This is a genomic window from Pseudomonas sp. S2_C03 (assembly GCF_054668405.1).
This window is the reverse complement of record NZ_CP162766.1, coordinates 2,869,308-2,895,119: the sequence shown is the minus strand read 5'-3', so window position 1 is coordinate 2,895,119 and position 25,812 is coordinate 2,869,308. Positions and strand designations below refer to the sequence as shown.

At 61.4% G+C, this 25,812-nt stretch carries 21 protein-coding genes and 1 pseudogene; 9 read left to right on the top strand and 13 right to left on the bottom strand.

Going from position 1 to position 25,812, the window contains the following annotated elements; genetic code table 11:
• Nucleotides 1-28: 28 nt before the first annotated feature.
• The 8 genes from AB4N64_RS13155 to AB4N64_RS13120 all read right to left on the bottom strand — a co-directional run bounded on the left by AB4N64_RS13155 (nt 29) and on the right by AB4N64_RS13120 (nt 6,980).
• Complete coding sequence (locus AB4N64_RS13155) at nt 29-304, bottom strand: hypothetical protein (RefSeq protein WP_460126164.1); 276 nt, start codon at nt 302-304, stop codon at nt 29-31.
• Between the two features lie 99 nt (nt 305-403).
• Entirely contained in the window at nt 404-697 is a 294-nt protein-coding gene (locus AB4N64_RS13150; RefSeq protein WP_460126162.1) for a fructose-bisphosphate aldolase, read from the bottom strand.
• Nucleotides 698-1,159: 462 nt separating this feature from the next.
• A complete protein-coding gene (locus AB4N64_RS13145; protein WP_460126160.1) occupies nt 1,160-1,378 on the bottom strand; it encodes a PLD nuclease N-terminal domain-containing protein in 219 nt (72 codons plus the stop codon).
• 156 nt (nt 1,379-1,534) lie between these two features.
• Entirely contained in the window at nt 1,535-2,947 is a 1,413-nt protein-coding gene (locus tag AB4N64_RS13140; protein WP_460126158.1) for a purine-cytosine permease family protein, read from the bottom strand.
• 297 nt (nt 2,948-3,244) lie between these two features.
• Nucleotides 3,245-4,396, bottom strand: a complete 1,152-nt coding sequence (argE, locus tag AB4N64_RS13135) for an acetylornithine deacetylase (protein WP_460126156.1) — start codon at nt 4,394-4,396, stop codon at nt 3,245-3,247.
• Nucleotides 4,393-5,070 (bottom strand): DUF1028 domain-containing protein, encoded by a 678-nt coding sequence (locus AB4N64_RS13130; protein WP_460126154.1) that lies wholly within the window; start codon nt 5,068-5,070, stop codon nt 4,393-4,395. Before AB4N64_RS13130 ends, argE begins: the two co-directional genes overlap by 4 nt.
• A gap of 120 nt (nt 5,071-5,190) precedes the next feature.
• Nucleotides 5,191-5,607 carry a RidA family protein gene (locus AB4N64_RS13125; protein WP_368554268.1) on the bottom strand — a complete coding sequence of 139 codons (417 nt, stop codon included), beginning with the start codon at nt 5,605-5,607 and terminating at the stop codon, nt 5,191-5,193.
• Nucleotides 5,608-5,624: 17 nt separating this feature from the next.
• Nucleotides 5,625-6,980 (bottom strand): flavin-containing monooxygenase, encoded by a 1,356-nt coding sequence (locus tag AB4N64_RS13120; RefSeq protein WP_460126152.1) that lies wholly within the window; start codon nt 6,978-6,980, stop codon nt 5,625-5,627.
• A 147-nt stretch (nt 6,981-7,127) separates the two neighbouring features.
• Here AB4N64_RS13120 and AB4N64_RS13115 point away from each other — a divergent pair, with 147 nt between their 5' ends.
• Nucleotides 7,128-7,508, top strand: coding sequence for a RidA family protein (locus AB4N64_RS13115; protein ID WP_460126150.1), 381 nt, complete (start codon nt 7,128-7,130; stop codon nt 7,506-7,508).
• Between the two features lie 143 nt (nt 7,509-7,651).
• On the opposite strand, the gene AB4N64_RS13110 is transcribed toward AB4N64_RS13115, so the two are convergent.
• Nucleotides 7,652-8,704, bottom strand: coding sequence for an alpha/beta fold hydrolase (locus tag AB4N64_RS13110; protein WP_460126148.1), 1,053 nt, complete (start codon nt 8,702-8,704; stop codon nt 7,652-7,654).
• A 258-nt stretch (nt 8,705-8,962) separates the two neighbouring features.
• On the opposite strand from AB4N64_RS13110, the gene AB4N64_RS13105 reads away from it, so the two are divergent.
• Nucleotides 8,963-11,158 (top strand): OsmC domain/YcaO domain-containing protein, encoded by a 2,196-nt coding sequence (locus AB4N64_RS13105; protein ID WP_460126146.1) that lies wholly within the window; start codon nt 8,963-8,965, stop codon nt 11,156-11,158.
• A gap of 70 nt (nt 11,159-11,228) precedes the next feature.
• On the opposite strand, the gene AB4N64_RS13100 is transcribed toward AB4N64_RS13105, so the two are convergent.
• From AB4N64_RS13100 to AB4N64_RS13085, 4 genes are all read right to left on the bottom strand, one after another.
• Nucleotides 11,229-11,945 carry a GntR family transcriptional regulator gene (locus AB4N64_RS13100; RefSeq protein WP_460126144.1) on the bottom strand — a complete coding sequence of 239 codons (717 nt, stop codon included), beginning with the start codon at nt 11,943-11,945 and terminating at the stop codon, nt 11,229-11,231.
• Nucleotides 11,945-15,577 (bottom strand): urea carboxylase, encoded by a 3,633-nt coding sequence (gene uca, locus AB4N64_RS13095; protein WP_460126142.1) that lies wholly within the window; start codon nt 15,575-15,577, stop codon nt 11,945-11,947. The genes AB4N64_RS13100 and uca overlap by 1 nt, the downstream gene beginning before the upstream one ends.
• 83 nt (nt 15,578-15,660) lie before the next feature.
• Nucleotides 15,661-17,460: an allophanate hydrolase gene (atzF, locus tag AB4N64_RS13090; protein ID WP_460126140.1), complete on the bottom strand. Its 1,800-nt coding sequence runs from the start codon at nt 17,458-17,460 to the stop codon at nt 15,661-15,663.
• A gap of 745 nt (nt 17,461-18,205) precedes the next feature.
• Nucleotides 18,206-18,595 (bottom strand): NUDIX hydrolase, encoded by a 390-nt coding sequence (locus AB4N64_RS13085; protein ID WP_460126139.1) that lies wholly within the window; start codon nt 18,593-18,595, stop codon nt 18,206-18,208.
• A 223-nt stretch (nt 18,596-18,818) separates the two neighbouring features.
• Here AB4N64_RS13085 and pstS point away from each other — a divergent pair, with 223 nt between their 5' ends.
• The 7 genes and pseudogenes from pstS (at nt 18,819) to AB4N64_RS13050 (ending at nt 25,685) form a co-directional block, all read left to right on the top strand.
• Complete coding sequence (gene pstS, locus AB4N64_RS13080; RefSeq protein WP_460126137.1) at nt 18,819-19,850, top strand: phosphate ABC transporter substrate-binding protein PstS; 1,032 nt, start codon at nt 18,819-18,821, stop codon at nt 19,848-19,850.
• A gap of 75 nt (nt 19,851-19,925) precedes the next feature.
• Nucleotides 19,926-20,891 (top strand): phosphate ABC transporter permease subunit PstC, encoded by a 966-nt coding sequence (pstC, locus tag AB4N64_RS13075; RefSeq protein WP_460126135.1) that lies wholly within the window; start codon nt 19,926-19,928, stop codon nt 20,889-20,891.
• Nucleotides 20,891-21,784 carry a phosphate ABC transporter permease PstA gene (gene pstA / locus AB4N64_RS13070; RefSeq protein WP_460126736.1) on the top strand — a complete coding sequence of 298 codons (894 nt, stop codon included), beginning with the start codon at nt 20,891-20,893 and terminating at the stop codon, nt 21,782-21,784. The genes pstC and pstA overlap by 1 nt, the downstream gene beginning before the upstream one ends.
• 76 nt (nt 21,785-21,860) lie before the next feature.
• Nucleotides 21,861-22,623 (top strand): annotated as a pseudogene (gene pstB / locus AB4N64_RS13065) (phosphate ABC transporter ATP-binding protein PstB).
• The gene (locus tag AB4N64_RS13060; protein ID WP_460126133.1) at nt 22,623-23,321 is read left to right on the top strand and encodes a hypothetical protein; all 699 of its coding nucleotides are present in this window, start codon (nt 22,623-22,625) and stop codon (nt 23,319-23,321) included. Before pstB ends, AB4N64_RS13060 begins: the two are co-directional and overlap by 1 nt.
• A 77-nt stretch (nt 23,322-23,398) precedes the next feature.
• Nucleotides 23,399-23,950 (top strand): hypothetical protein, encoded by a 552-nt coding sequence (locus tag AB4N64_RS13055; protein WP_460126734.1) that lies wholly within the window; start codon nt 23,399-23,401, stop codon nt 23,948-23,950.
• Between the two features lie 436 nt (nt 23,951-24,386).
• The gene (locus AB4N64_RS13050; RefSeq protein ID WP_460126131.1) at nt 24,387-25,685 is read left to right on the top strand and encodes an NAD(P)/FAD-dependent oxidoreductase; all 1,299 of its coding nucleotides are present in this window, start codon (nt 24,387-24,389) and stop codon (nt 25,683-25,685) included.
• Nucleotides 25,686-25,812: the final 127 nt, after the last annotated feature.

The following is a 25,812-nucleotide window of genomic DNA, read 5'->3' as shown; positions in this document are numbered from 1 at the left end:
ATAGGTGGTTCATTGAATTTACCGAAACCTAGGCACCCTCATCATCCACATGAACGCCAAAGCGACGTACGGTGATCACCTGACCCACTTTAACCTTTCGACGTGGTTGGGCCTTGGCGACAAAGGTTTTACTGCTGTCACGTGACGCCCATACCAAGTTGCCCGAATCGACACACAAAACTCTCTCGCTCACTTCCAACGCTTGTTCATATGCAGCTTTGGTGGCGACTCTAGCGATATGCGGTATTTGGTGCTCCAGTGCGTCTATTTCCTCTTCAGTAAGGGAATTTGTTTCTTCTGTCATTGGACTATCCAGGTGAGACCGAGTTGGTGATTTTTATCTGATTTACAACTACTCAATCAAAACCCGCGGCTTCGCGGGTTTTGTAATTTTGAAGGCCGGTCACTTACCGTTCGCGCTGGCAAGCCCACGAAGCTCAACCACACGAAACACATCGCTCACGTCCTGAAGCAGAATCCGGGCGATGTTGGCGACGGTGTTGATGTCGTGATCGGCGTAATCGGGGAGGCTGGTACAACCCATCAGTTGCAGGTAGGGGAGGACGGCGTGGAGGCGTTCGCTGATGCAGCAATGGAGTTCGGTAAGTGGGGCGTCTTTGTCGATGACCAGCACTGGGTAGTCAGTAGCGAATTGGGTCATGGGGATGAAGCGGTGTGGGGGGCAATTCATTGTCATGATTCTTCTCTTATTAAAAAGTTACGAAGCCACCTTTCTGCTGCGATTCAGGCGGGTGGCAGCTATGTGTGGGTCGCAGTACCGGATAAGAGAAGAAACCGGCAGACCCGAAGGTCTCCCACACACAGCCGCCATAAAAACTCAACGGCGGCGAAGTTTGCCACAGTTGTTCTCTAGCGGTGCTTTCTCTTATCAGGGCTGCGAGACCCGATCGCTAACTGAATGTTGCGATAGATTGAATATAGGCCTCGATTTACACCGGCCACAACTGCACTGTAGGACGCAAAACCAAAGCTTCACGCTAGGCCGAATGCCACTGTTTACGTGGCTTTGAGTCTATTCCGGGGTTTACAGAGTGAAGTAGGAAATCGGCGGCAGGGAAGGGAGCGAGTTCGCTGTCGAACGGGGGCTAAAGCCCCCGTGACAATGGGTAAATTCCTACATGTTTTGCAGACGTCAGGATCACTGCCGGGTTTGCGGCGAATTCGGGTTGTGTTGGGTGTGTTTGGGCCCGGCCACCAGCCAGGCGAGCAGGCCGAACAGGGGGACGAAGACGATGAAGACGATCCACAACAGTTTGTTGCTGGATTTGCCTTCGGCTTTGCGGACTTTGTTGATGGCCCAGATTTCCGCGATCACCAAAATGGCGGCGAGTACGATCCAGATGGTTTCGATGTGCATGGGTTGCCCTCCTGATGGTCTTTGCTTTAGGTGGGCTGGTGTGGGTGGGGTTCATTAAATTTTTGTGGGTGTGGGTTGGGCCCTGACCGTTGGAGTTTCATCGGCTGTCAGGGCCCTATCGCGAGCAAGCTCGCTCCTACAGGGGGGCGGTGTTGTTTAAAGGGTGGCGAGTTTGCCGGTGTCGAGGCGGCGTTTGTAGGCGCTGTCGCGGTTGGCGAGCCAGTAGTAGAGCGGCGAGGTGATGAGCAGGCCGACCAGCCAGGACAGGTCCGCGCCGTTGATGTGGGCGCTGATCGGGCCGACGTACAGCGGCGTGTTCATGAACGGGATCTGCACCACGATGCCGATGGCGTAGGCCAGCAGGGCTTGGGGGTTGTAGCGCCCGTAAATGCCGCCGTCGACCTTGAAGATCGAGTTGATGTCGTAGTTGCCTTTGTGGATGGCGTAGAAGTCGATCAGGTTGATTGCGGTCCACGGCACCAGCACGACGAGCAACACCAGGACCATGTCCACGAAGTGGCCGATGAAGTTGGCCGAGGCGCCGACGGCGGCGAAACAGCAGGCGGCGAGGATGATGATCGACAGTACCGCGCGGCTTTTGGCGGTGGGGATCCAGCGCCAGGCGAAGGTTTGTATCAAGGTGATCACCGACAGCACGGCGCCGTAGAGGTTGAGGGCGTTGTGGCTGATGACGCTGAGCAAGAACAGCACGAGCATCAGCGGGCCGATGGAACCGGTGGCGAGTTTTACTGCGTCCATGGTGTCCATGCCTTCGGGGGTGGCGAGCACGGCGACCGCGCCGAAGATGAACGACAGGCTGGAACCGAGCACGGTCCCGAGATAAGTGGTCCAGAACGTCGCGGCGACGGGCACGTTGGCCGGCAGATAGCGCGAGTAGTCGGACACGTACGGCGCGAAGGCGATCTGCCACAGCGCAGCCAGCGAGACGGTGGCAAGCCAGCCGGAGATGTTGAAGCTGCCGCGGGTAAGGAAGTCGGCCGTCTGCACGTGGGTGAAGATGTAGCCGAAGCCGAGCACGATGCCGGCGCCCAGCACCCAGGTGCCGATGCGGTTGAGTACATGGATGAAGCGGTAACCGATGATGCCGATGATCCCGGAACCCAGGGCGCCGATGACAATGCCGACCGGCACGGGCACGCTGTCGACCACCCCGTGCAGGGATTTGCCGGCCAGCACGATGTTGGAGGCGAAGAAGCCGATGTACATGATGCCGGCGATCAACACCACCAGCAGCGCGCCGAGCGAACCGAATTGCGCCCGACTCTGGATCATTTGCGGGATGCCCATCTGCGGGCCCTGTGCCGAGTGCAGCGCCATCAGCACGCCGCCAACCAAATGGCCAACGAGAATGGCGACGATGCCCCACACCAGGTTCAGATGGAACATCTGCACGCCGAGGGCGCCGGTGACGATGGGCAGCGGGGCGATGTTGCCGCCGAACCAGAGGGTGAACAAGTCACGGGTCTTGCCGTGGCGATCTTCGGGCGGGACGTAGCCGATGGTGTGTTTTTCGATGAGCGGGGTGGAGGTTGCTGCTTCGGTAACCATGACGAACTCCAAGGCGATTTTGAGTACGTGGACGTACTTCGGTGTGCGCCGCGCGCAGGCGGTGCTTTTCTTGTTGGAGTCGATGATGTGGGGTGGTGGGGCAGAGATAAATTAGTAAGTTTGTGGGTATAAACATTAAAAAATGTGGGTCGGTTGATGACTTCAAAACAGCACAAAACCCCTGTAGGAGCGAGCTTGCTCGCGATGGCGGCGCATCAGTCATAATGATTTCGACTGACACACCCTCATCGCGAGCAAGCTCGCTCCTACAGGGGGTAATGGGTGTTCTGAGATCGGCTATTCGCTAATCCATCGCACCATCCTCAACAGCATTTCATCACACCGTTCAAGCTGCTCGACGCTCACGAACTCATCCGGTTTGTGCCCCTGGTCCATGCTGCCGGGGCCGCAGACGACGGTGGGGATGCCGGCGGCGTCGAACAGGCCGCCTTCGGTGCCGAAGGCTACGGTGCCGAAGTCTTGCGAACCACAGAACGCCGCGATCAGCTCAGCCGCTTCGCTGTGTACGTCGGTGGCCAGTCCCGGGTAGGCCGACAGCTCGCTGAAGCGGATTTCACTCTGTTCGCTCACCGCCCGCATGCGCGGCAGCACCTGTTGTTCGGCGTAGGTTTTGAGCGCCTGCGCCACTTCGTTCGGGTCCTGTGCGGGCAAGGCGCGGACCTCGAAGTCGAAGCGGCAATCGGCGGGGACGATGTTCAGTGCCTTGCCACCGGCAATCACTCCGGTCTGCACCGTGGAGAAGGGCGGGTCGAAGCGTGTGTCGTGCCGTTCCGGCGCCTTGAGACGCTGGCCGATCCGGCCCAGTTCGCCGATCAGCTCGGCGGCGTACTCGATGGCGTTGACTCCCTGCGGCGCATAGGCCGAATGGCAGGCATGCCCGTGGATGTCGCAACGCATCGCCAGTTTGCCCTTGTGCCCCAGCACCGGTTTCAGCTCGGTGGGTTCGCCAATGATGCACAGCAGCGGCTTGACCGGTCGCTGTTGCAGCTCGGCCAGCAACGAACGCACGCCAAGGCAGCCGACTTCTTCATCGTAGGAAAGCGCGATGTGGACCGGCCTGCGCAGCGTGGCGTTCACCAGCGCTGGCACCAGCGCCAGCACGCAGGCGATGTAGCCCTTCATGTCCGCCGTGCCGCGCCCGTAGAGCTTACCGTCGAGCTCTGTCAGCTCGAACGGCGGCACCGTCCAGGGCTGGCCGTCCACCGGCACCACGTCAGTGTGCCCGGACAGTACGATGCCCGGTACGTCCACCGGGCCGATGCTGGCGAACAGGTTGGCCTTGCTGCGTGATTCGTTGTAGATCAGTTCGCAGGTCACGTCGAAACCTGCCAGGTAGTCGCGTACGAACTCGATCAGTTGCAGGTTCGATTCGCGGCTGGTGGTGTCGAACGCCACCAGGGTTTGCAGCAGGTCGCGACTGGCGCTCATCGGTCGTCTCCGGCGACACCGTAGCCGGGGGAGCGATCCGGGGCGAGGGCACGGTCGATGTAGTCCTGCACTTGCGGTCGGTAGGCGTCCCAGAGTTTGCCCAGGACGCCGATCGGGTCTTCATCGGCCCAATCCACGCGCAGGTTGATGATCGGCCAGGTCAGGTCGCCGACCACCACCAGGGCCGCCGAATGCACGGGACCTGCTTCGCCACCTGCGGCGATGGCAGCTTGCATGGCGGCGAGCAAGCGGTCGGCGAGCTGGCCTTCGCCGTGTTCGAAGGCGCTGACCATGGCCTCGACAACCTGTGGATCTGCGAGCATGTTGCCGGCCGCGACGCATTGTTCACCCGACACGGCGTTGTGGTTGCCCAGGGTTTGCGCGCCGCTGAAATGCGCGGTCTGGCCGAGGTGGTCGATGGCGGTGATCTGCCGGTACTGACTGTAGCCGTTGCGCGTGAGTGCGTTGTCCAGCGCCTGGGCGGGGGCCAGGCCTTGCTCCAGCAGGGCAAGCACCTCGGGGCCCAGGGAGGGTAGGGTAATGTTCTGGGTGGACACGGCGCCGACACCTGGCAGCAGCCACGGGCAACGGGCGCCGACGGCGATGCTGGAGGAGCTGATGGCAATGCCGAACTGGCCGGTTTCAGGGCAGCGGGCGGTGATGGAGAAGGTCATGGGTGTGGCTCCTGGGGTTGCCTTGGCATGTGGGGTGACCTGGCTGGCCTCATCGCGAGCAAGCTCGCTCCTACAGGGGATTGGAGGAGCGGGCTTGCCCGCGATGGCCGCAACTCGGTCCTACTCGGGAATCACCGCAATCACATCAATCTCCATCAACCACTGCGGCTGCCCCAGCGCCGACACCACCAACCCCGTGGAGATCGGGAACACGCCTTTGAGCCATTTTCCAACTTCCTGGTACACCGGCTCGCGATAGCGCGGGTCGATCAGGTAGGTGGTGGTCTTGACGATGTGGCTCAGGTCGCTGCCGGCTTCTTCGAGCAGTTGCTTGACGTTGCGCATCGCCTGTTCGGCCTGGGCGCGCGGGTCGCCCAGGCCCACCAGTCGGCCCTCGAAATCGGTACCGACCTGGCCTCGCACGTACACGGTGTTGCCGGCGCGCACCGCCTGGCACAGGTCGTTGTCCAGGCTCTGGTTAGGGTAGGTTTCCTTGGTGTTGAACATGCGAATGCGGGTATGGGTTGGCGTGGCCATTTCAAGCTCCTGGACGATTAAGCGCTGACAGTTTTTTTAGCGGCGAGCGGGGCGACATCCGCCGCACGTTGCGCCGCATCGTGGTAGTCGAGATAAGAGCGCTGGATGGCGATGTGATCAGCCACGTACTTGGCGTCATGCCATACGCCCCAGATGAACGACGAGCCGCGCCGCGACTGCCACGGCAAACCGAGGAAATAAACGCCAGGTTCGGTCGATACGCCACGCTGATGTGCAGGCTTGCCCTTGTCGTCAAAGGCGTTCACGTTCATCCAGCTGTAGTCGGTGGCAAACCCTGTGGCCCAGATGATCGAAGTCACGCCGGCCTTGGCCAGGTCCAGTTGCAGGATCGGCTCGCTGACACAGGCAGGATCAGGGAAGGTGATGCGCGCCTCCGGTTCCGGCGGCAAGTCGAGACCGTTGCGTTCGATGTAGGCATCGGCGGCATTGAGCAGCGCCAGATAGTTCTCGTCACCCCGGGCCAGGTTCTCGGCCAGGTTCGCCTGGAACGTGGCGACGCCGCCGTCGAAGGACTGGGTCAGGCCGACCAGGGTCATGCCGCGATGCGCCAGTTCCCGGAAGTCCACCGTTCGTCCGCCATGGGCACCGCTCACCGCGATGGTAACGTGCTCGCGACCCGGTTTCATCGCCGCCTGGTCCCACTCGCCGAGTACGCCCAGCCACCAGCAGAAATCGCGGTTGCGGTAGGCCCGGGGTGGACGGTCATGGGCGCCCACCGAGAGATAAACCTGCTTGCCGGAGCGCTGCAATTCATCGGCGATCTGCACGCCCGACGAGCCGGCACCGACCACCAGCACCGCGCCGTCAGGCAATTGCCCCGGATTTCGATAGTCGGCGGAGTGGATTTGCAGGAAGGGCTGATTCTTCGGCGCAATTGGCGGGATGACCGGCCGCTGGAACGGGCCGGTGGCCGCCACCACGCGCAGGGCTTCGATCACGCCTTGCGAAGTTTCGACGGTGAAGCCTGGACGACCGACATTGCGCTCGACCTTCAGCACATCCACGCCGGTACGAATCGGTGCGTTGAATTTTTTCGCGTAGGCTTCGAAGTAGTCGGCGACCTGCTCCTTGGGGACGAACGCATCGGGGCTGAGGTTCGCAAACTCAAGGCCGGGGAAGCGGTCGTGCCAGGCGGGGCCGTTGGCCACCAGAGAATCCCAGCGCCCACTGCGCCAGCGCTCGGCAATACGATTGCGCTCCAGCACCAGGTGCGGCACGCCCAGTTTGCTCAAGTGTTCGCTCATGGCCACGCCAGCTTGACCTGCGCCGACGATCAACGTGTCTGTTGTTATTTTTTCGGTGGTCATCTCTGTACCCTTCAAGTTGGATTGAGGTCGCGAACGGCCTGCCATTTCTTGGGTTCAAGACTAGGGATGACCCCTGTATCGGTAAAATATTATTAAGCTGGCATTTGAGTATAAATAACTGATGCAGAGCGTTTGCGGGCATTGGGCTGTAGACTGCCCGCACCCTTTTCATCCGATACAAGAGAACCGTTCATGGCCAACCAAGACATCGCCTTCACCCCCGATCCTGACGCGGATTCCATCTCCAGCGACGTTGCCGGTTTTGGCGGCATCCTGGTGTCGACGCAGATCCCGACCCGCGCAGACGGCAGCCTGGAGCTGGGCGACATCACCCTGCAGAGCGAATGCACCTTGCAGGCACTGAAAGTGGCGCTGGAGCGCGCCGGCAGTTCCATGGACCGCGTGCTGCACCTGACCATCTACCTCACCGACATGGCCGACCGCGCCGCTTTCAACGAGGTGTACAAACGCTACTTCGCCAAGCCGTGGCCGGTGCGCGCCGCAGTCGGTGTCGCCGCCCTGGCGGTGGACGGCATGCGCGTGGAAGTCACGGCGATGGCCGCCAAGGCCTGAGCCCGACGGCGGCATCCCCCCTGTAGGAGCGGGCTTGCCCGCGATGGTTTCAGCAACACCGCGGGGGTATCAGATACTCCGCGTTTTCGTTGGCAACCATCGCGAGCAAGCCCGCTCCCACAGTGTGGGGTGTGATCGTCAGATCACAGGTGATCCGCATCAATCACTGCCTTGGCAAACGCCTGCGGGTCTTCCTGCGGCAAGTTGTGCCCAATCCCGCCGCTGATCAAACGGAACTCGTACTTGCCGGTAAAGCGCTTGGCATAGTCCTCAGGCTTGGGATGCGGCGCGCCGTTGGCATCGCCTTCCAGGGTAATGGTCGGTACGCCGATGGAGGGGGCGGTAGCCAGTTTCTGCTCCAATGCCTCGTACTGGCTCTCACCCTGCACCAGGCCCAAACGCCAGCGGTAGTTGAACACGGTGATGTCGACGTGATCCGGATTCTCCAGAGCCTTGGCACTGCGATCGAAGGTCGCGTCATCGAACGCCCATTTCGGCGAGGCCAGTTGCCAGATCAGCTTGGCGAAGTCATGGGTGTTTTTCTGGTAGCCGTCACGGCCACGCTCGGTGGCGAAGTAGAACTGGTACCACCATTGCAATTCAGCCAGGGGCGGCAGCGGGTTCTTGCCGGCGGCCTGATTGCCGATCAGGTATCCGCTGACTGACACCAGCGCCTTGACCCGCTCTGGCCACAGGGCCGAGACGATGTCGGCGGTACGCGCGCCCCAGTCGTAGCCACCGAGCACCGCCTGCTTGATCTTCAGCGCGTCCATGAAGTCAATGACGTCGCTGGCCAGCGCGGCCGGTTGGCCATTGCGCAGGGTGTCCTTCGACAGGAACTGCGTATCGCCATAACCGCGGGCATACGGCATCAGCACGCGATACCCCTTGGCGGCGAGGATCGGTGCGACGTCGTCATAGCTGTGAATGTCATACGGCCAGCCGTGCAGCAGGATCACCACCGGACCATTGGCCGGGCCTGTTTCGGCGTAGGCCACGTCCAGCAAACCGGCCTTGACATGCTTGAGCGGGCCGAAAGGCGAGGGCGCGGAATAGCTGACACCCTGGGTCGCCACTGGCTGGGCTGCGGTTTGAGCCTGGACCGCGCCCATCGCACCCAGCAGGGCGACCGCAAGGATCGATGGGCCGACCAGACGGCGGCGGGTTTTACCTGGGTTGTGCATTGCCATCTTCATGTGGATGTCTCCGTTGCGAGCCGTTGGCCAGTGGGTCTGGATGACCCCTTGAAACCTTGGGTTCATTTGATCGCGAAGACGTATCCGGGCTATGTCGAATCGTGCGCCGGGTGCAAACACATGTATCCAGGCAAGCGCCAGATACATTGGGATACAAGCAGACCGGTCGGCGGTCCTTGATGAAAGCGCAGGACTTCTGCCGCAAAAGCCGGATAATGGCGGCCAATTTGTTTTAGCTCGCTATTCTGGTAATCCCCTATGGAAATCAAGGTCAACTTTCTCGACAACCTGCGGCTTGAGGCCAAGTTCGACGACTTTACGGTGATCGCCGACCAACCGATTCGCTACAAGGGCGATGGTTCTGCGCCGGGTCCGTTCGATTACTTCCTGGCCTCGTCGGCGTTGTGCGCGGCTTACTTCGTGAAGTTGTACTGCGAGACCCGCCATATCCCGACCGACAACATTCGCCTGTCGCAGAACAACATTGTCGATCCGGAAAACCGCTACAACCAGATTTTCAAGATCCAGGTCGAACTGCCAGCAGACATCAGCGACAAGGACCGCCAAGGCATCCTGCGCTCCATCGACCGCTGCACGGTGAAGAAAGTCGTCCAGGCCGGCCCCGAATTCGTGATCGAAGAGGTGGAAAACCTCGACGCCGATGCCCAGGCGCTGCTGATGCCAACCTCGACGTCGGGGGAGGGCACCTACATCGCCGGCAAGGACCTGCCGCTGGAGCAGACCATCGCCAACATGTCCGCGATCCTCGCGGGCCTGGGCATGAAGATCGAGATCGCCTCGTGGCGCAACATCGTGCCCAACGTCTGGTCGCTGCACATCCGCGATGCGCAGTCGCCCATGTGCTTCACCAATGGCAAGGGCTCGACCAAGGAAAGCGCACTGGCTTCGGCGCTGGGCGAGTTCATTGAACGCCTGAACTGCAACTTCTTCTACAACGATCAGTTCTGGGGCGAAGAGATCGCCAACGCGCCATTCGTGCATTACCCGGACGAGCGCTGGTTCAAACCGGGGCGCAAGGATGAACTGCCGACCGAAATCCTCGACGCCTATTGCCTGAAAATCTACAACCGTGATGGCGAGTTGCGGGGTTCGCATCTGTATGACACCAACTCCGGCAACGAAGAACGCGGCATCGTGTCCTTGCCGTTCGTGCGCCAGTCCGATGGCGAAGTGGTGTACTTCCCGTCCAACCTGATCGAAAACCTCTACCTGAGCAACGGCATGAGCGCCGGCAACACCCTGGCCGAAGCCCAGGTGCAGTGCCTGTCGGAAATCTTCGAGCGTGCGGTCAAGCGCGAAATCATCGAAGGCGAATTTGCGTTGCCGGACGTGCCCGCCGAGGTGCTGGCGAAATACCCGAGCATCGTTGCCGGTATCCAGGGCCTGGAAGCCCAGGGCTTCCCGGTGCTGGTGAAGGATGCGTCGCTGGGCGGCGAGTTCCCGGTGATGTGCGTGACCCTGATGAACCCGCGCACCGGTGGCGTGTTTGCGTCTTTCGGCGCCCACCCAAGCATGGAAGTGGCGTTGGAGCGCAGCCTGACCGAGCTGCTGCAGGGCCGCAGTTTCGAAGGTCTCAACGACCTGCCGCAACCGACCTTCGAAGGCCACGCGGTGACCGAGCCGAACAACTTCGTCGAGCACTTCATCGACTCCAGCGGCGTGGTGTCGTGGCGCTTCTTCAGTGCCAAGGCGGAATACGAATTCGTTGAGTGGGATTTCTCCGGCCACGGCGAAGATTCCAATGCCCAGGAGGCCGCGACCCTGGTCGGCATCCTGCAAAACATGGGCAAGGAATCGTACATGGCGGTGTACGAGCATCTGGGCGCCACCGCCTGCCGCATCCTGGTGCCGGACTACTCGGAGATCTACCCGGTCGACGACCTGATCTGGGACAACACCAACAAGGCGCTGTTCTTCCGCGAAGACATCCTCAACCTGCATCGCCTCGATGAGGCGCAGTTGCAGGACCTGGTCGAGCGCCTGGTGGAAAGCGAGCTGGACGACTACACCGACATCACCACCCTGATCGGCATCGAGTTCGACGACAACACCCCGTGGGGCCAGTTGACCATCCTCGAGCTCAAGGCGCTGATTTACCTGGCCCTGCAGCAGTACGAGGAAGCCAAGGAAGCGGTGGAAACCTTCCTGCAATACAACGACAACACCGTCGAGCGTGGCTTGTTCTATCAAGCGGTGAACGTGGTGCTGGAGATGGAACTGGATGAAGATCTGGAACTGGCCGACTACGAAGCCAACTTCCGCCGCATGTTCGGCGCCGAACGCACCGACGCCGCGATTGGTTCGGTCAACGGCAGCGTGCGCTTCTACGGACTGACACCCACCAGCATGAAACTCGAAGGCCTCGACCGGCACCTGCGCCTGATCGAAAGCTACAAAAAATTGCACGCCGCCCGATCCAACCCACCCCGCTAACCGCACCTTCTGCAGGAGCGGGCTTGCCCGCTCCCACAGAAAATCAAGATCAAAAGCGGGCGCGGGCTACTCACGCCCGCATCGCGCGTTCGTGGGCCTCCTGCAACATGTGCAGCGTCACTTTGCGCACTTCCGCCTTGCTGACTTCAATGTGCGCTTTCAACAACCGGCAGGCCTCGTCGCTGCGATGCGCAAGGATCGCCCGGAGGATCGCGCCGTGCTCTTCATAGGTCAGGGCAATGCGCTGCGACTGGGTGAAATCGAGCCTCCGGATGATGCGGATCTTTTCGCTCAGTTGCGCGTGCACCCTGGCCATGGCGGCGTTACCCGCTGCCTCGACCAGTTGGCAGTGAAACCGCTCGTCCAGTCGTGACACCTCGCTGCCGTCCTGCAATCGGTCTTCGGCGGCGACCAGCCAGATGGCGCTGAGCGCTTGCAAGGCGTCCAGTGGATGATTCGCCGAGCGTGCGCAGAGGCGTTTCGCCGCTTCGGTTTCCAGCACGATGCGTAGCTCGTACAGGTCCTCGAAATGCTCGAAGTCGAACGGCCGCACCTGCCAGCCGCTGCGAAAATGTACGTCCAGATAACCTTCGCGCTCCAGCCGATAGAGTGCCAGGCGTACCGGGGTTCGACTGGCTTCCATGCGTTGGGCGATTTCGCCTTCCGAGAACCGGCTGCCCGGCAATAGCCGGAAGGCGAAGATGTCATCCTTGAGCTGTTGGTAAACCCGTTCAGCCAGGCTGTCCGGGTTCGTCCGGTTTTTTTTCGAGGCACCGACCAATTGCATCAGGCAGCCGCCTCGCTCGGCGTCAGCAGGAGCAGGGCGTCGCCCGGCGTCACAGCCTTGCCCGGTTGGCAACGCACCGACTTGACCACGCCGGACACCGGCGCCGTCACTGACAACTCCATCTTCATCGCCTCGACCACCAGCAGCGGAGTACCCGCCTCGACATGCTGGCCGGGCTCCACCAGCACTTTCCATACGCTGCCGCACATGTCGGCGCTGACCAGATGGCCGTCGAGGTCGCCGTCGTCGTCCTGTGGATGGGGCGACGTCACGTCGACCACTGCTTCGTCATCACGCCACAGCGGCACCTCGGCATCGAAGGCCGCTTTCTGCCGCTCCTGGAACGCGGCGATGTCGGCCTGGTTGTCGACGAGGAAGCGCTGGTATTCGGCAAAGTCGAATTCGCTGTGTTCGATGCGGATCTGTGCGCGGCCTTCGCGGAACGATTCGCGGAACTCGTCCAGCTCGGCCTCGCTGACCGGGTAGAACCGCACCTGATCGAAGAAACGCAGCAGCCACGGCTCGCCATTTTCGAACTGGGCGTTTTTCACGTACTTGTTCCAGATCGGCAAGGTGCGCCCGACCAGTTGGTAGCCACCGGGCGAATCCATGCCGTAGATGCACATGTACATGCCACCAATGCCCACCGTGCCTTCGGCGGTGTAGGTGCGTGCCGGGTTGTATTTGGAGCTGAGCAGGCGATGACGCGGGTCCAGCGGTACGGCGCATGGGGCGTCGAGGTAAACGTCGCCGAGGCCGAGGATCAGGTAGCTGGCGTCGAACAGAATGTCCTTCACTTCATTGCGATGGGCCAGGCCATTGATGCGCTGGAGGAAGTCGACGTTGTTCGGCAGCCACGGGGCTTCGGCGCGTACGGTCTCGCGGTAGCGGGTGACCGCGCCCAGGGTGGCGGTGTCCTCGAAGGCCATCGGCAGGTGAACGATGCGGGTCGGTACTTTCAGCTCGGCAACGTCCCCGAGGCGCAACTCCAGCCCCAGCAAATGCTCGATCAACGCCTGCTGGTGCAACACGCGGCTGTTGTAGCGCAGTTGCAGCGAGCGCACGCCGGGTGCCAGTTCTTCCAGGCCGCGCAGTGGCTCGGCCTTGAGCATTTCCATCAACAGATGTACACGCAGGCGCAGGGCCAGGTCGAGTACGTTGTCGCCGTATTCCATGAGGATGTAGGCGTCGCCGGCCTGGCGATAGACCACGCGCGGGCGGCTGCCTTCGGCCGGCAGTTCGGCCAGCACGGTGGCCGATACCGTGTCCTGCGGTTCCAGCGTCGGCGCCGGCAGGGTCACGGCGCTGATGGCGGCCAGCGCTTCGAGGCTGCCCAACTGTGCTTGCTCCAGGCTCTGCGCCTGCTGGAAGCCGATGGGGTGGAAGCGCAGCTTGTCACCGGGTTTGACCTGGCCGACTTTCCACAGCTCGGCCTTGGCGATGGTCACCGGGCAGACGAAGCCGCCGAGGCTCGGGCCGTCCTTGGTGAGGATGACCGGAAAGTCGCCGGTGAAGTTAATGGCACCGATGGCGTATTCACAGTCGTGCACGTTGGATGGGTGCAGTCCGGCTTCGCCGCCATTGGCGCGGGTCCAGCTCGGCTTCGGCCCGGACAGGCGAACGCCCAGGCGGTTGGAGTTGTAGTGCACCTCCCATTCGGTGGCGAAGAATTCCTCGATTGCCTCGGGGGTGAAGAAGTCCGGTGCGCCGTGCGGGCCATAGAGCACGCCGATGTTCCAGGTCGTGCCGTAGCTCGGAATAAGGCTAGGGTGCACCGCTTGTGGCGAGGCCACCGGTGCCGGGGTGGTGCAGGCCGCCAGCTCGGGTTGCGAGATTGCCAGCATGTCGGCCGGGCGCAGGGTACGTCCGGCGTGACCGCCAAACTGGCCCAGGGCGAAGGTTGAGCGGCTGCCCAGGTATTGCGGTACGTCGAAGCCGTTGCGCACGGCCAGATAAGTGCGGCAACCACTTTGCGCTCGGCCGAGTTTGAGCACCTGGCCGGCCTTGACCTGAATCGGCTGCCAGTAGGCCACGGCTTCGCCTTCCAGCGTGGCGGGGCAGTCGGCGCCCGTCAGGGCGATCAGGGCGTCGGTGTGGAATCGCAGGGTCGGGCCTTGCAGCGTGAACTCAAGGCCCGCGGCATCGGTGTGGTTACCGACGATGCGGTTGGCCAGGCGGAAGGCAAAGTCGTCCATCGGCCCGGACGGCGGCACGCCGATGTCCCAGTAGCCGAGCCGCCCCGGATAGTCCTGGACGCTGGAGTAGGTGCCGGGTTCCAACACTTCGATGACGCTGGCCTTGAAGGTGAAGGTGTCGAGCAGTCGGGTCCACACCTGGCCTTCGGCGAAGCGAGCGTCGGCTACGACCTGGCGCAGGTAATCGAGGTTGCTGGCGATCCCGTGCAGGCGGGTTTCGCCCAGTGCGGTTCGCATCCTGGCGATGGCTTCTTCACGGGTGGCGCCGTGCACGATGAGCTTTGCAATCATCGGGTCGTAGAAGGCCGAGACTTCGCTACCGGTGCTGACCCAGCCATCCACGCGCACGTTTTCGGGGAAATGCACTTCGGTGAGCACGCCGGGGCTGGGCTGGAAGTTCTTCAACGGATCTTCCGCGTAGATGCGCACTTCGATGGCGGCGCCCTGCGGGGCACGCTCCAGCGCAGGCCAGTCCAGCGCATCACCGGCGGCTACGCGCAGCATGCACTCGATCAGGTCCAGGCCGGTGACCATTTCGGTGACGGGGTGTTCGACCTGGAGGCGGGTGTTCACTTCGAGGAAATAAAAGTCATCACGAGCAGCGTCGTAGATGAATTCCACGGTGCCAGCGCTGCGGTAGCTGACCGACTCGCCCAGTTGCACGGCGGCAGCATGCAAGCGCTCACGGGTGGCCTGAGGCAAGTTCGGCGCCGGGGTTTCCTCGACGACTTTCTGGTTACGCCGTTGCAGCGAGCAATCACGTTCACCGAGGGCAGCGACGCGGCCCTGACCGTCACCAAAAATCTGCACTTCAACGTGGCGCGCCTGGTCGACGAAGCGTTCGAGAAACACCCCGGCGTCACTGAAAAACTGCTCACCCATGCGCTTGACGCTGTCGTAGGCGCTGACCAGTGCGTCGGCATCGGCGCAGCGGGTCAGGCCGATACCACCGCCGCCGGCAGTGGTCTTGAGCATCACCGGGTAACCGATCCCTTCCGCGGCTTCGAGGGCTTGCGCAAGGCTTTGCAGCAGGCCCGTGCCCGGCGCCATCGGCACCTGGGCAACACCTGCCAGCTCACGGGCGCGGTGCTTGAGACCGAACTCGCGGATCTGCTCGCCAGTCGGGCCGACGAAGGCAATGCCGGCTGCCTCGCAGGCATCGGCGAATTCAGCACTTTCGGAGAGGAAGCCATAACCGGGGTAGATCGCCTGGGCACCGGTTTCCCTGGCGGCGTCGAGGATCTTGTCGATACGCAGGTAACTGTCGGCCGGCTTGTCGCCACCCAGGGCGATGGCCACGTCGGCGTCGCGTACATGTTGCGCATTGCGGTCGGCATCGGAGTAGACGGCGACACTCTTCACGCCGAGGCGCTTGAGGGTGCGGATGGCGCGGACAGCGATCTCGCCACGGTTGGCGATCAGTACGGTAGTGAACATAGGTGTGCCTCGTCCCTGGCTTCCATGGTCTGGAAGCGAAAATGCTGAGTAGGGCGGCCTGGGCCGCCGACGGATCTCGCGCTTTACGGCTTCGCCAGGCTGGCGATAAACGCGTGCCAGCCACCGAAGCCGGTGATGTCGCGGGCGCCTTCCAGGGCGTACGGTTCGCAGATGAAGCCCTTGACCCAGCGACCGTCGGCCAGCTCCAGATTACCGATGCCCAGCGGTGGCGGAATCTCCGCGACAAATTCACCGAAGCGCGCCTGCGGCACGTCCCACAGCTCGACGATGATTTCGGCGCCATCCGTGGCAACACGGGCCAGTCCAGGTTTTGGTGGCACGGTGCCGGGCAGGGCGTAGAGGCGGTAGTGGGCAGCGCTGGTGGTTTGCTCGACCAGTACAGCGTCGCGGGTCAGCAACTGGAAGTTCAGCGGCATGCCGGTGAGGTGCGCACCGACCACCGCCACCCGCACGCTGCCCGGCGCCTGGACGCTGGCACGCTGCGCGGGCAGGGCACGTTGGGTTGCGCCCAGCGGCAGGTTCAGGGCCTGCTGCCAGCGCTGGCCGAAAGCGGCGAGGGCATGGTCGTGCCAGGCCGGGGCGATCAGGGTGATGCCAGCCGGTAGACCATCGGCACGCAAACCCGCTGGCAGGGCCAGGGCCGAGAGGTCGGCGAGGTTGGTGAAGTTGGTGTAGGTGCCAAACTGGCTGTTGAACAGCACCGGTTCCACGGCCATTTCCGCCAGGGTGCGAATGGTCGGCGAGGTCGGCACCACCAGCGCGTCGAAACCGGCCAGTGCCTGGTCGATGGTCCTGCTCAGCTCGGCACGAATGTACTCGGCTTTGTAAGCGTCGCAAGCACTGTATTTCTCGCCAGCGGCGACCACACCGCGCACCACCTGGTTGATGTGGGCGGGATCGACCCCTTCCACCGCCACGGTGCGCTCGGCGACCCAGGGGCCGTAGTAGAGCTGTTCAGCCAGTTCGCGAAACGGCGAGAAGTCGATCTCGACCAATTCGGCACCCAGCTCGCGCAGTTTGCCCAGCGCCTGCTCGAAGACTGCCTGGTTCTGCTCGTCACCGAAAAACTCAGGCGCGGCGGGTACGGCCAGGCGCGGCTTGGCCGGCATACCGACCTTGGCGCTGTTGGGGTTCTTGCGACTGTAGGCATCGGCGGCGTCGAAGCCACCGGCGATAGTGGCGACGGCCTGGGCGTCGGCCACGGTCAGCGCAAACACCGAAATGCAGTCGAGCGTGCGGCACGCCGGCACGAGCCCGGTGTTGGGCAGCCAGCCCTTGGTCGGCTTGAGTCCGACGATGTTGTTGAAACCGGCCGGCACGCGCCCGGAGCCCGCCGTGTCGGTGCCCAGCGAAAACGCCACCAGCCCGCGCGCCACCGTGCTGGCCGAGCCGGAGCTGGAGCCGCCGCTGACGTAGTCCGGATTGAAACTGTTGGGCACCGCACCGTAGGGTGAGCGTGTGCCGACCAGGCCGGTCGCGAACTGGTCGAGGTTGGTCTTGCCGATCAGGATCGCACCGGCCGCCCGCAGGCGGGTGACGACGGTCGCGTCGGCCTCGGCGACATAGGCGAATTCGGGGCACGCGGCGGTGGTGGTCCAGCCCGCGGCGTTGATGTTGTCCTTAATGGCGAAGGGCACGCCATATAACGGCAATGCGTCGAGATTGCCGTTTGCTTTGTCGACAAGGGTTTGAAGGTGTGCGAGTTGTGCGTCGAGTTGCTCAGGCGTGGCGAGGCTGATCCAGGCCGGATCATCGCTACTTAAACTGTCCAATACCGCGCGCAGCAGCTCCTGCGGTTTCGCGTTGTCGCGATAGGCGTGTTTCCAGTCATCCAGGGTGAAGGCCGACGGTGTCTCGAACATGCTGTGCATCCCATCTTGTATCCAAGTTGGAAAGATGGATGGCAAGATGAATGCCAGCTTGTTAAATATCTTTTAAAACAAAAGGTTGCGTTGTTTTTGTCAAGTGTATGCCGGGTTTTTCAACCAGATCCCTGCACTGTTTGCGTTCGCCGTGTCTGGTTGTGGTGCGTGCGCCCAGGCTCATCGAGCCGCCGTCGGTCACCTGTTGCCGTGCTTTTCGCCCAGGGGTCCAAACTTTACCTGCGACTCTACACAGGAGGCGTACGTAATGAGCACGACCTTAATGAGCGCCCTGAGCGCATTGCTGCTGACCGCAGCCTGCCTCACAGCGCTTGCAGACCCACCTAAAAAGCCAAACAGGATCAGCACCGAGGCCGAACCCAGCGTTTTGCAAGTCTCGACAACCCCGGCTCCAGCCACGCCAGCCAGCAGCGCGGCAGACGATGGATTCATCCGGGCGAGCGGTAGAACCAGTTCACATTCGATGCATCCCAACGCGCCTGCGGCAATCGAGCAATTCGCTGACGATGACGTCAACGCGCCACAGCCCGCTGAAAATCAATAGCCGTATGCTTCTCGGCCTATCCGAGACCACCGTATGAGTGCTTGAAGTCCGCAGCCGTCAACGGCCATTGCTGGTTTGACCATCACCCAGCATGGCACCCAACCTCCGGCCTTGGCGGGCTTCGATCACTCGCAGTCGAACTTGTTTGAAGTAGACGCACAATCCCAGCGTTGTCGGTGATCAGGCGCACCGCTCGAGAAGCACCTTGATCGGGTTGCGCACCCGGCGTTTGGACACTTCCTTGGCCTTGATCCAGCGACAGGCGTCTATCTCGTTGCAGGGACGAGGTTTGGACGTCGTCGTTGTCGCTTCGAACAGGTAATGAATGACCTTGTCCTCTCGGAACTCGGTGATGTAACGCAGTTCATCGCATGACAGGCCGGTTTCCTCGGCCATTTCCCGGCGAGCCGCCTGCAAGGGTGTCTCGTTGCGCTCTACCGTGCCGCCGGGGAGGTTCCACTTGGCGTTGCGCTTTCGTACGAACAGAACCTCGCCATCCTTACGGTAAATCACCGTGGCGCGTAGTTTGATTCCCTTTCTCTTTGCCGTAGCAGTGTCCATTGCCTTCATGCGCATTCCCGGATCGGTTGGCTGGACGGAGCTTCCCTGTGACGGCTCCTGACGCAAGCGTAGGGATTGAATATGTCGATTGGATGACCGTGGCGCGCCGTTAATCGCTTCATTGCTTGTCAGAAAAATCGTACGTCAGGCCGTTTGCCATGCCTTTGTCATAAACCTTTAACAATTAACGTTCAGAGTGCCGTAGCCCCGTAAAACACATGGAGTTCCTTTGATGAAGAGTTTGTTTAAGTCTGCTGCGCTGGCCGTTACGGTTTCTCTGTGCGCCACCTCGGTGTCTTTCGCTGCGGAAAGCGTACGCCTGACCGGTTCCGGTGCCAGCTTCCCGGCTCCGATCTACCTCACCTGGTTCAAGGACTTCAGCAAGAAAACCGAAGGCGTCACCGTGGACTACCAGTCCAAGGGGAGCGGGGCAGGTGTACAGGACTTCCTGAACAAGACGGTCGATTTCGCCGCCAGTGACTCGGCCATGAAAGACGAAGACATCGCCAAGGTTGCCGAGGGCGCTCAATTGCTGCCAATGACAGCGGGCGAGATCGTGCTGGCGTACAACCTGCCAGGCAGCCCTAAAGGCGTGAAGCTGTCGCGCGAGGTTTACTCGAACATCTTCCTGGGCAAAATCACCAACTGGAACGACAAGCAGATCGCTGCTGCCAACCCGGACCTGAAACTGCCTGACATGCCGATCACCGTGGTCGTGCGCGCAGACTCCAGCGGCACTACTGCTGTGTTCACCAAGCACTTGGCGGCCATCAACCCTACGTTCAACAAGGACCTGGGTGAAGGCAACACCGTCAACTGGCCAGCCAGTGACAAATTCATCAAGTCGCCGAAGAACGATGGCGTGACCGCCACCGTGCGCCAGACCCCGGGCGCCATCGGCTACATCGAGTACGGCTTTGCCAAACTGGCCAAGGTCGACTTCGCCGTACTGCAGAACAAGGCCGGCCAATACGTCGTGCCAAATGCCGAAAGCGGCGCCGAAGCACTGGCGGCAGTGAAGATGCCGGAATCCCTGGTGGCCTGGTTGCCTGATCCGGATGGCGCCAAGTCCTACCCGATCACTTCCTACACCTGGATGATCTTCCGCAAGAAAAACGAAAGCCCTGAAAAAGCCAAGGCCATGCGTGAGATGGTCGAGTACGGCCTGACCGAAGGTCAGAAAATCGCCGACTCGATGGGCTACATCCCGCTGCCACCATCGGTTGTCGATCAGGTTCGCAAGGCTTCCGCCAACATCCAGTAACACCTGCGTGGCTTCTTCCGGCGTGGCCTGTCAGCCCCGTCGGAGGAGTTTCCCTCACTGTTCCGGAATCACTCCATGAACAAGCCTTTTGTCGTACCGGTCAATTCGGACTCTGCCTGCAAACCGCCTTCCGAGAAGGATTTTCTGGTTGACCGGACCTTCCGTGCGCTCGCGCGTATCGGCGTGGTGTTGATCCTGGCCGTGGTGTTTGCTCTGGTCTATGAAGTCGGCGTCAAGGCGCTTCCTGGTATGGAAAAGCACGGACTGGATGTCCTGTTCGGCAGTGTCTGGGACGTTAACCAAGGCAAGTACGGCATTCTGCCGGCCATTTGGGGCACGCTCTACAGCGCCCTGATTGCACTGGTCATTGCAGGCTTTTTCGGCGTCAGCATGGCGATTTTCCTGACTCAGGATTTCCTGCCCGCCCAGCTTGCAGCCGTTTTTCGCACCATCGTCGAATTGCTCGCAGCCATCCCCAGCGTCGTCTACGGTCTTTGGGGAATTTACGTGGTCATCCCGGCTATTCGGCCGTTGACGACGTGGTTGCACACTGAGCTTGGCTGGATCCCCTTTTTCGGCACGTCCCTGAGCGGTCCGGGTTTGTTACCCGCCGCCCTGGTACTGGCCATCATGATTCTGCCGACGATCGCGGCGGTATCGCAGGACGCGCTGACGGCCGTCCCGATGAAAACCAAACAGGCCGCCTACGGCATGGGTACGACCCACTGGGAAGCGATTCTCAAGGTAATGGTGCCATCCGCCGCCACCGGCATCTTCGGTTCCCTGGTGCTGGGCCTTGGCCGCGCACTGGGTGAAACCATGGCGCTGGCGATGCTGGTGGGTAACGCCAACAACATTTCCCTGTCGCTGTTCGCCCCGGCCAATACCCTGGCGGCCTTGCTGGCGCTGAACTTCCCGGAAGCGGGGCCGAACGAGATCGAGGTGTTGATGTACGCCGCACTGGTGCTGATGTTCATCACCCTGGTGGTCAACGTCATCGGCTCCATGATCATGATGTACGCCCAGCGGGGTAGTAAATGATGACCAGCCTGACCACTCCTCTTGAAGCGCTGCCCAGCCTGCAACGCAAATTTGAAGGCCGTGCGCTGCGCAGTCTGGTCCTGACGACACTCGTATGGTTTGGCGCGCTGCTGGCCAGCGTGCCACTGCTGTCAGTGCTCTACATGCTGATCACCAAGGGCGGGGCTCGCCTGAGCCTGGAAGTCTTCACCGAACTGCCGCCCACCGGTTTCGAGACCGGTGGTGGTTTCGGTAACGCCATGGCCGGTACCTTCGTCATGGTCGGCATCGCCGCCGCCATCGCGGTGCCGGTTGGCATCATGGCCGCCGTGTTCCTGGCCGAGCTGGGCCCGGAAAGCAAGCTGGCCAACGCCGCGCGTTTCGCCGCCAAGATGCTCACCGGCCTGCCGTCGATCCTGGCGGGTGTGTTCGCCTACGCCATCGTGGTGATGACGACCGGTACCTACTCGGCGCCTGCCGGTGGGATAGCGCTGGCGGTGCTGATGTTGCCCATCGTCGTGCTGACCGCTGAAGAGTCGATGAAGATGGTGCCCAAGATCATGAAGGACGCTGCCTACGGCATGGGCTGCACCCGCTCACAAGTGATCTGGAAAATCATCCTTCCGACCGGTATGCCGGCGATCCTCACCGGTGTGATGCTGGCCGTGGCACGTGCCGCTGGCGAGACCGCACCGCTGTTGTTCACCGCGCTGTTCAGCAACTACTGGATCATTCATGACGGCAGCCTGGCGGTGATGAACCCGACCGCATCGCTGGCCGTGCTGATTTACAACTTCTCCGGCATGCCGTTTGACAACCAGCTCGAACTCGCCTGGGCGGCTTCGCTGGTGCTGGTAATGATCGTTCTGGTCGTGAACGTCGTCAGCCGTATCTTCGGCAAGCCAAAGTATTGAGAATCGGAGCAACTGAATTATGACCGTATTATCCGCGCCAAAAGCTGCTCCGTTCGAAACCCAGGCCCCCGTGGTCATGGACTGCAAGCTCGACAAGATTTTCTACGGTAACTTCATGGCCGTGCGCGACAGCCACGTGCCGATCGAAAAAAACAAGATCACCGGTTTCATCGGTCCTTCGGGCTGTGGCAAAAGTACCGTGCTGCGCAGCCTCAACCGCATGAACGACCTGGTGCGAGGCTTCCGTTTCGAAGGCCACGTGCATTTCCTCGGCCAGGACGTCTACGGCAAGGGCGTTGACCCGGTGGTCGTGCGCCGTTACATCGGCATGGTATTCCAACAACCGAACCCGTTCTCGATGAGCATCTTCGACAACGTCGCCTTTGGCCTGCGCCTGAACCGCTACAAGGGCGACATCGGTGACCGCGTCAAGCACGCCCTGCAAGGCGCCGCGTTGTGGGATGAGGTCAAGGACAAGCTCAAGGTCAGCGGCCTGTCGCTGTCCGGCGGTCAGCAGCAACGTCTGTGCATCGCCCGCGCCATCGCCACCGAGCCGGAAGTGCTGTTGCTCGACGAACCCTGCTCGGCACTCGACCCGATCGCTACCCGTCGCGTCGAAGAGCTGATGGTGGAGCTGAAGAAGGATTACACCATCGCCCTGGTGACCCACAACATGCAGCAGGCCATCCGTGTCGCCGACACCACTGGCCTTCTTCTCGGTGGACATTTCCCAGGGCACGCGTACCGGTTATCTGGTGGAAATGGGCCCGACCACACAGATCTTCGACAACCCGCGCGAGCAAATGACCAGCGACTACATCAGCGGTAAATTCAGCTGATGTTTGCCAAACGTCGTCTTGATTTGCCCGCGATCGAGGCGGCCCTGCGTGAAGTGCAGGGCCGTTTTTCCGAGCTCAGCATGCAGTTTACCGAGCCGCGTGACCCGTTCACCGACGAAGTGCTGAGCAACGTGCTGGCGGGTTATGCGTTGATCGACGACTACGTGGCCAATGATGTCGACCTGTTCCACCTGCAAAACCTGAACCTGATGCTGGAAATCAACGCGACCGTGCTGTGCGGCAAAGACCCGGATCGCCGGATCGAGTTTGCGCAGCACCTGGCGGCGACCGAGGCGCACTTCTTCAATAACGTCGAAGGCGGCATCAAGGACCTCTTCAACTGGTACTGCGCGTACCGCAGCGAATCGGTGTGGAAGCGAGCGGCCGGGGTGTACGTGCGGGTCCTGAGCAAGCCGCAACTGTTCATCGAAGGCAATCACCGCAGCGGCTCGCTGATCGTCAGTTACCTGTTGATGCGCGCGGGCCAGCCGCCGTTCGTGCTGACGCTGGACAATGCCAAGGGTTATTTCAACCCGTCATCCGTCATCCGCAATTCAGCCAAACATGGCGTGAAATCCCTGTATGAGTTGCCCAAGATCAAGAAAAAATATGCCGCTTTCCTGGAAGATCAATCACCGGATCCACAGAAATTTTTCGTGTACGAGCGAAAACTGCCTGCCTACCAGGGGGGCGCGTGATGAATAGCGTTTCGACGTTCGAGAAATGCCGGTTTGCCGTGAATCAGGCGTGGCAGATCACCCGCAGTTACGTGCCGATGGTCGAGTGCCGTCGTGTGCGCATTTCCTTCGATATCGACGACACCCTGGCGTGCCTGCCGCACCACAGCGAGGCGGAGCCGAACCTGTTGCCCCAATCCATTCACCGCTGGCTGGGCGAACCGTTGCGCCAGGGCACCCGCGAACTGATCCGTGAACTGCGTCGCCAGGATTGCAGTGTCTGGGTGTACACCTCGTCCGGGCGCACGCCGAGCTACATCCGCCGTTGGCTGATGCTCTACGGTATTCATGTCGACGGCGTGGTCAACAGCGTTCGCCACGACGAGGCGCTCAAATCCCACGGGCTTTCGATCACTCCATCGAAACTGCCGCGACTGTTCGATATCGATTTACACGTCGATGATTCCGAAGGCGTGAAGGTCGAAGGCCAGGACCACGGCTTCCGCGTGGTCGTGGTGCAACCCGATGACCCCCGTTGGGCGCAGCGCGTGCTGGACGCCGTTGCGGATGTGCAGGCGCAATTGGCCTGGCAGCAGCCGCATCGATTCAAGGCGCCGGTTGGGCAGGGCGCAGGCGTTTACTCCTCCTGACTTGTGGGCGCGAGCCTGCTCGCAATGCTGTCCCGGCCACTGCGGGGCATCAGATCTCCCCCGTCATCGTTGACCTCCATCGCGAATGAATTCGCTCCTACAGGGACGGCGCTGCCTCTGTAGGAGCGAGCTTGCTCGAGATGGTCTCCCAAGCCCCACGGGCATCAGGCCTCCCGCGTCATCGTTAACGCCCATCGCAAATGAATTCGCTCCTACAGGTTGGGTGTAACGCTGTGGGAGCGGGCTTGCCTTCGATGGTCTCCCGAACACCGCGTGACATCAGGCCTTACACATTCCTAATGATTCCCGTCTTCAATTTGATTGACATGAATCAATATCCGTTCGAGTATATCAATTAAGTGATATGCATAAATCGCACAGCGATACGGAGTGTAAATTGTACGATCCTCTTGTCAGTGCTACCCCAGGCGTCGGAATGCCGCATTCACCCTCTTATTGGGTTGATACAGCGGGTGCCGCTCCGGACGACGATGGCCCGCTTTCGGTGGCCGTCGATGTCGAGGTGGCCATCATCGGAGCTGGCTACACCGGCCTCAGTTGCGCGCTGCATCTGGCTCGGGAGCATGGGATCAGCGCGTTGGTGCTGGAGGCGAATCAGGTGGCATGGGGTTGCAGCGGTCGCAACGGCAGCTTCGCGCGTATTTCCGGTGGGCGTGTGCCGCTGTCGCAACTGATCAAGCGCTACGGCGCGACCACGGCCAAGGCCTATTTCGATGAAATGTCCGCCGGGCTCAACACTGTTCGGGGGTTGATCCGCGATGGGGAGATCGACTGCGATCCGCAACCGGATGGCGTTTACAAGGTGGCAAGTAACGCGGCACACGTCGATGCTCTCAGGCACGAGGTCGGCCTGTACAACGACGTGCTGAACTACCGGGCCAAGTTCGTCAGCGACAGCCAGGTGCAGGCCGTGCACAGCGGGGCCGAATCATTCGGCGCGTTGTACATGCCAGATGGCTTTTCCATGCATCCGCTCAAGCTGGCGTGGGGTCTGCACCGCATGGCCCGCAAAGCGGGGGCAAGGGTTCACACGTCTTCTCCAGTGGTGGAGTGGCACAGCGAGAACGGCGTTCATCGCCTGGTGACCCCCAATGGCGTAGTCACCGCTCGCAAGGTCGTGGTGGCCACCAATGGCTACACCTCGCCAGCGTTGAACAAGGCCACCGCCGGGCGCGTGTTGCCGGTGCATTCGCAGATCATCGTGACCCGGCCCCTGACCCTGGAAGAGAAACGGAGCAGCCTGCCGGGCAGCGAATGCATGTTCGATACCCGCAACCTGCTCTCGTATTACCGTCGCTTGCCGGATGATCGCATTCTGTTTGGCGGTCGCAGCGCCATCACCGGGCGTGAGGCCGAAAATCCACGCCACCGACAAAATCTGCATGACGCCCTGTGCCGCAAGTTCCCGGTGCTGGAAGGCATTCAAGTTGATTACAACTGGGGTGGCTGGGTCGCGGTCAGCGAGAACTCGCTGCCCTTCATTTGCAGGGTGCCGGGGCTGGATAACGTGTATGCCGGTGGCGGTTACGCCGGCAGCGGCGTGTCGTTTTCGGTGCAGGCCGGCAAACGTCTGGCGCAAATGCTGACAGGTGCCAGGCAGCCCACCGAGATTGACTTCCTGCACCAGGTTCCCAAGCGTTTTCCGTTCCAGCCGTTTCTGCGGGTGGGGCAGCGTATGACCTACGCATGGTATCGCTTCAAGGATTCCAAATAAGTCATTGGCATCGAGTTGCAAAGCAGTGTTGCGGTAGAGGCTGGAACAAGAGGGGCAGCGTGGTGCCTCCGTGATTATAAGAAGAGTGGTTCGGGCGAAGTCGCCCCGCGTTCGATTCAACTGTCTA

Bases quoted from the DNA above. Each gene is read 5' to 3' on its own strand.
- AB4N64_RS13155 (WP_460126164.1), bottom strand. From the start codon at position 304: ATGACAGAAGAAACAAATTCCCTTACTGAAGAGGAAATAGACGCACTG.
- AB4N64_RS13150 (WP_460126162.1), bottom strand. From the start codon at position 697: ATGACAATGAATTGCCCCCCACACCGCTTCATCCCCATGACCCAATTC.
- AB4N64_RS13145 (WP_460126160.1), bottom strand. From the start codon at position 1,378: ATGCACATCGAAACCATCTGGATCGTACTCGCCGCCATTTTGGTGATC.
- AB4N64_RS13140 (WP_460126158.1), bottom strand. From the start codon at position 2,947: ATGGTTACCGAAGCAGCAACCTCCACCCCGCTCATCGAAAAACACACC.
- argE (WP_460126156.1), bottom strand. From the start codon at position 4,396: ATGAGCGCCAGTCGCGACCTGCTGCAAACCCTGGTGGCGTTCGACACC.
- AB4N64_RS13130 (WP_460126154.1), bottom strand. From the start codon at position 5,070: ATGACCTTCTCCATCACCGCCCGCTGCCCTGAAACCGGCCAGTTCGGC.
- AB4N64_RS13125 (WP_368554268.1), bottom strand. From the start codon at position 5,607: ATGGCCACGCCAACCCATACCCGCATTCGCATGTTCAACACCAAGGAA.
- AB4N64_RS13120 (WP_460126152.1), bottom strand. From the start codon at position 6,980: ATGGCAGGCCGTTCGCGACCTCAATCCAACTTGAAGGGTACAGAGATG.
- AB4N64_RS13115 (WP_460126150.1), top strand. From the start codon at position 7,128: ATGGCCAACCAAGACATCGCCTTCACCCCCGATCCTGACGCGGATTCC.
- AB4N64_RS13110 (WP_460126148.1), bottom strand. From the start codon at position 8,704: ATGAAGATGGCAATGCACAACCCAGGTAAAACCCGCCGCCGTCTGGTC.
- AB4N64_RS13105 (WP_460126146.1), top strand. From the start codon at position 8,963: ATGGAAATCAAGGTCAACTTTCTCGACAACCTGCGGCTTGAGGCCAAG.
- AB4N64_RS13100 (WP_460126144.1), bottom strand. From the start codon at position 11,945: ATGCAATTGGTCGGTGCCTCGAAAAAAAACCGGACGAACCCGGACAGC.
- uca (WP_460126142.1), bottom strand. From the start codon at position 15,577: ATGTTCACTACCGTACTGATCGCCAACCGTGGCGAGATCGCTGTCCGC.
- atzF (WP_460126140.1), bottom strand. From the start codon at position 17,460: ATGTTCGAGACACCGTCGGCCTTCACCCTGGATGACTGGAAACACGCC.
- AB4N64_RS13085 (WP_460126139.1), bottom strand. From the start codon at position 18,595: ATGAAGGCAATGGACACTGCTACGGCAAAGAGAAAGGGAATCAAACTA.
- pstS (WP_460126137.1), top strand. From the start codon at position 18,819: ATGAAGAGTTTGTTTAAGTCTGCTGCGCTGGCCGTTACGGTTTCTCTG.
- pstC (WP_460126135.1), top strand. From the start codon at position 19,926: ATGAACAAGCCTTTTGTCGTACCGGTCAATTCGGACTCTGCCTGCAAA.
- pstA (WP_460126736.1), top strand. From the start codon at position 20,891: ATGACCAGCCTGACCACTCCTCTTGAAGCGCTGCCCAGCCTGCAACGC.
- AB4N64_RS13060 (WP_460126133.1), top strand. From the start codon at position 22,623: ATGTTTGCCAAACGTCGTCTTGATTTGCCCGCGATCGAGGCGGCCCTG.
- AB4N64_RS13055 (WP_460126734.1), top strand. From the start codon at position 23,399: ATGGTCGAGTGCCGTCGTGTGCGCATTTCCTTCGATATCGACGACACC.
- AB4N64_RS13050 (WP_460126131.1), top strand. From the start codon at position 24,387: ATGCCGCATTCACCCTCTTATTGGGTTGATACAGCGGGTGCCGCTCCG.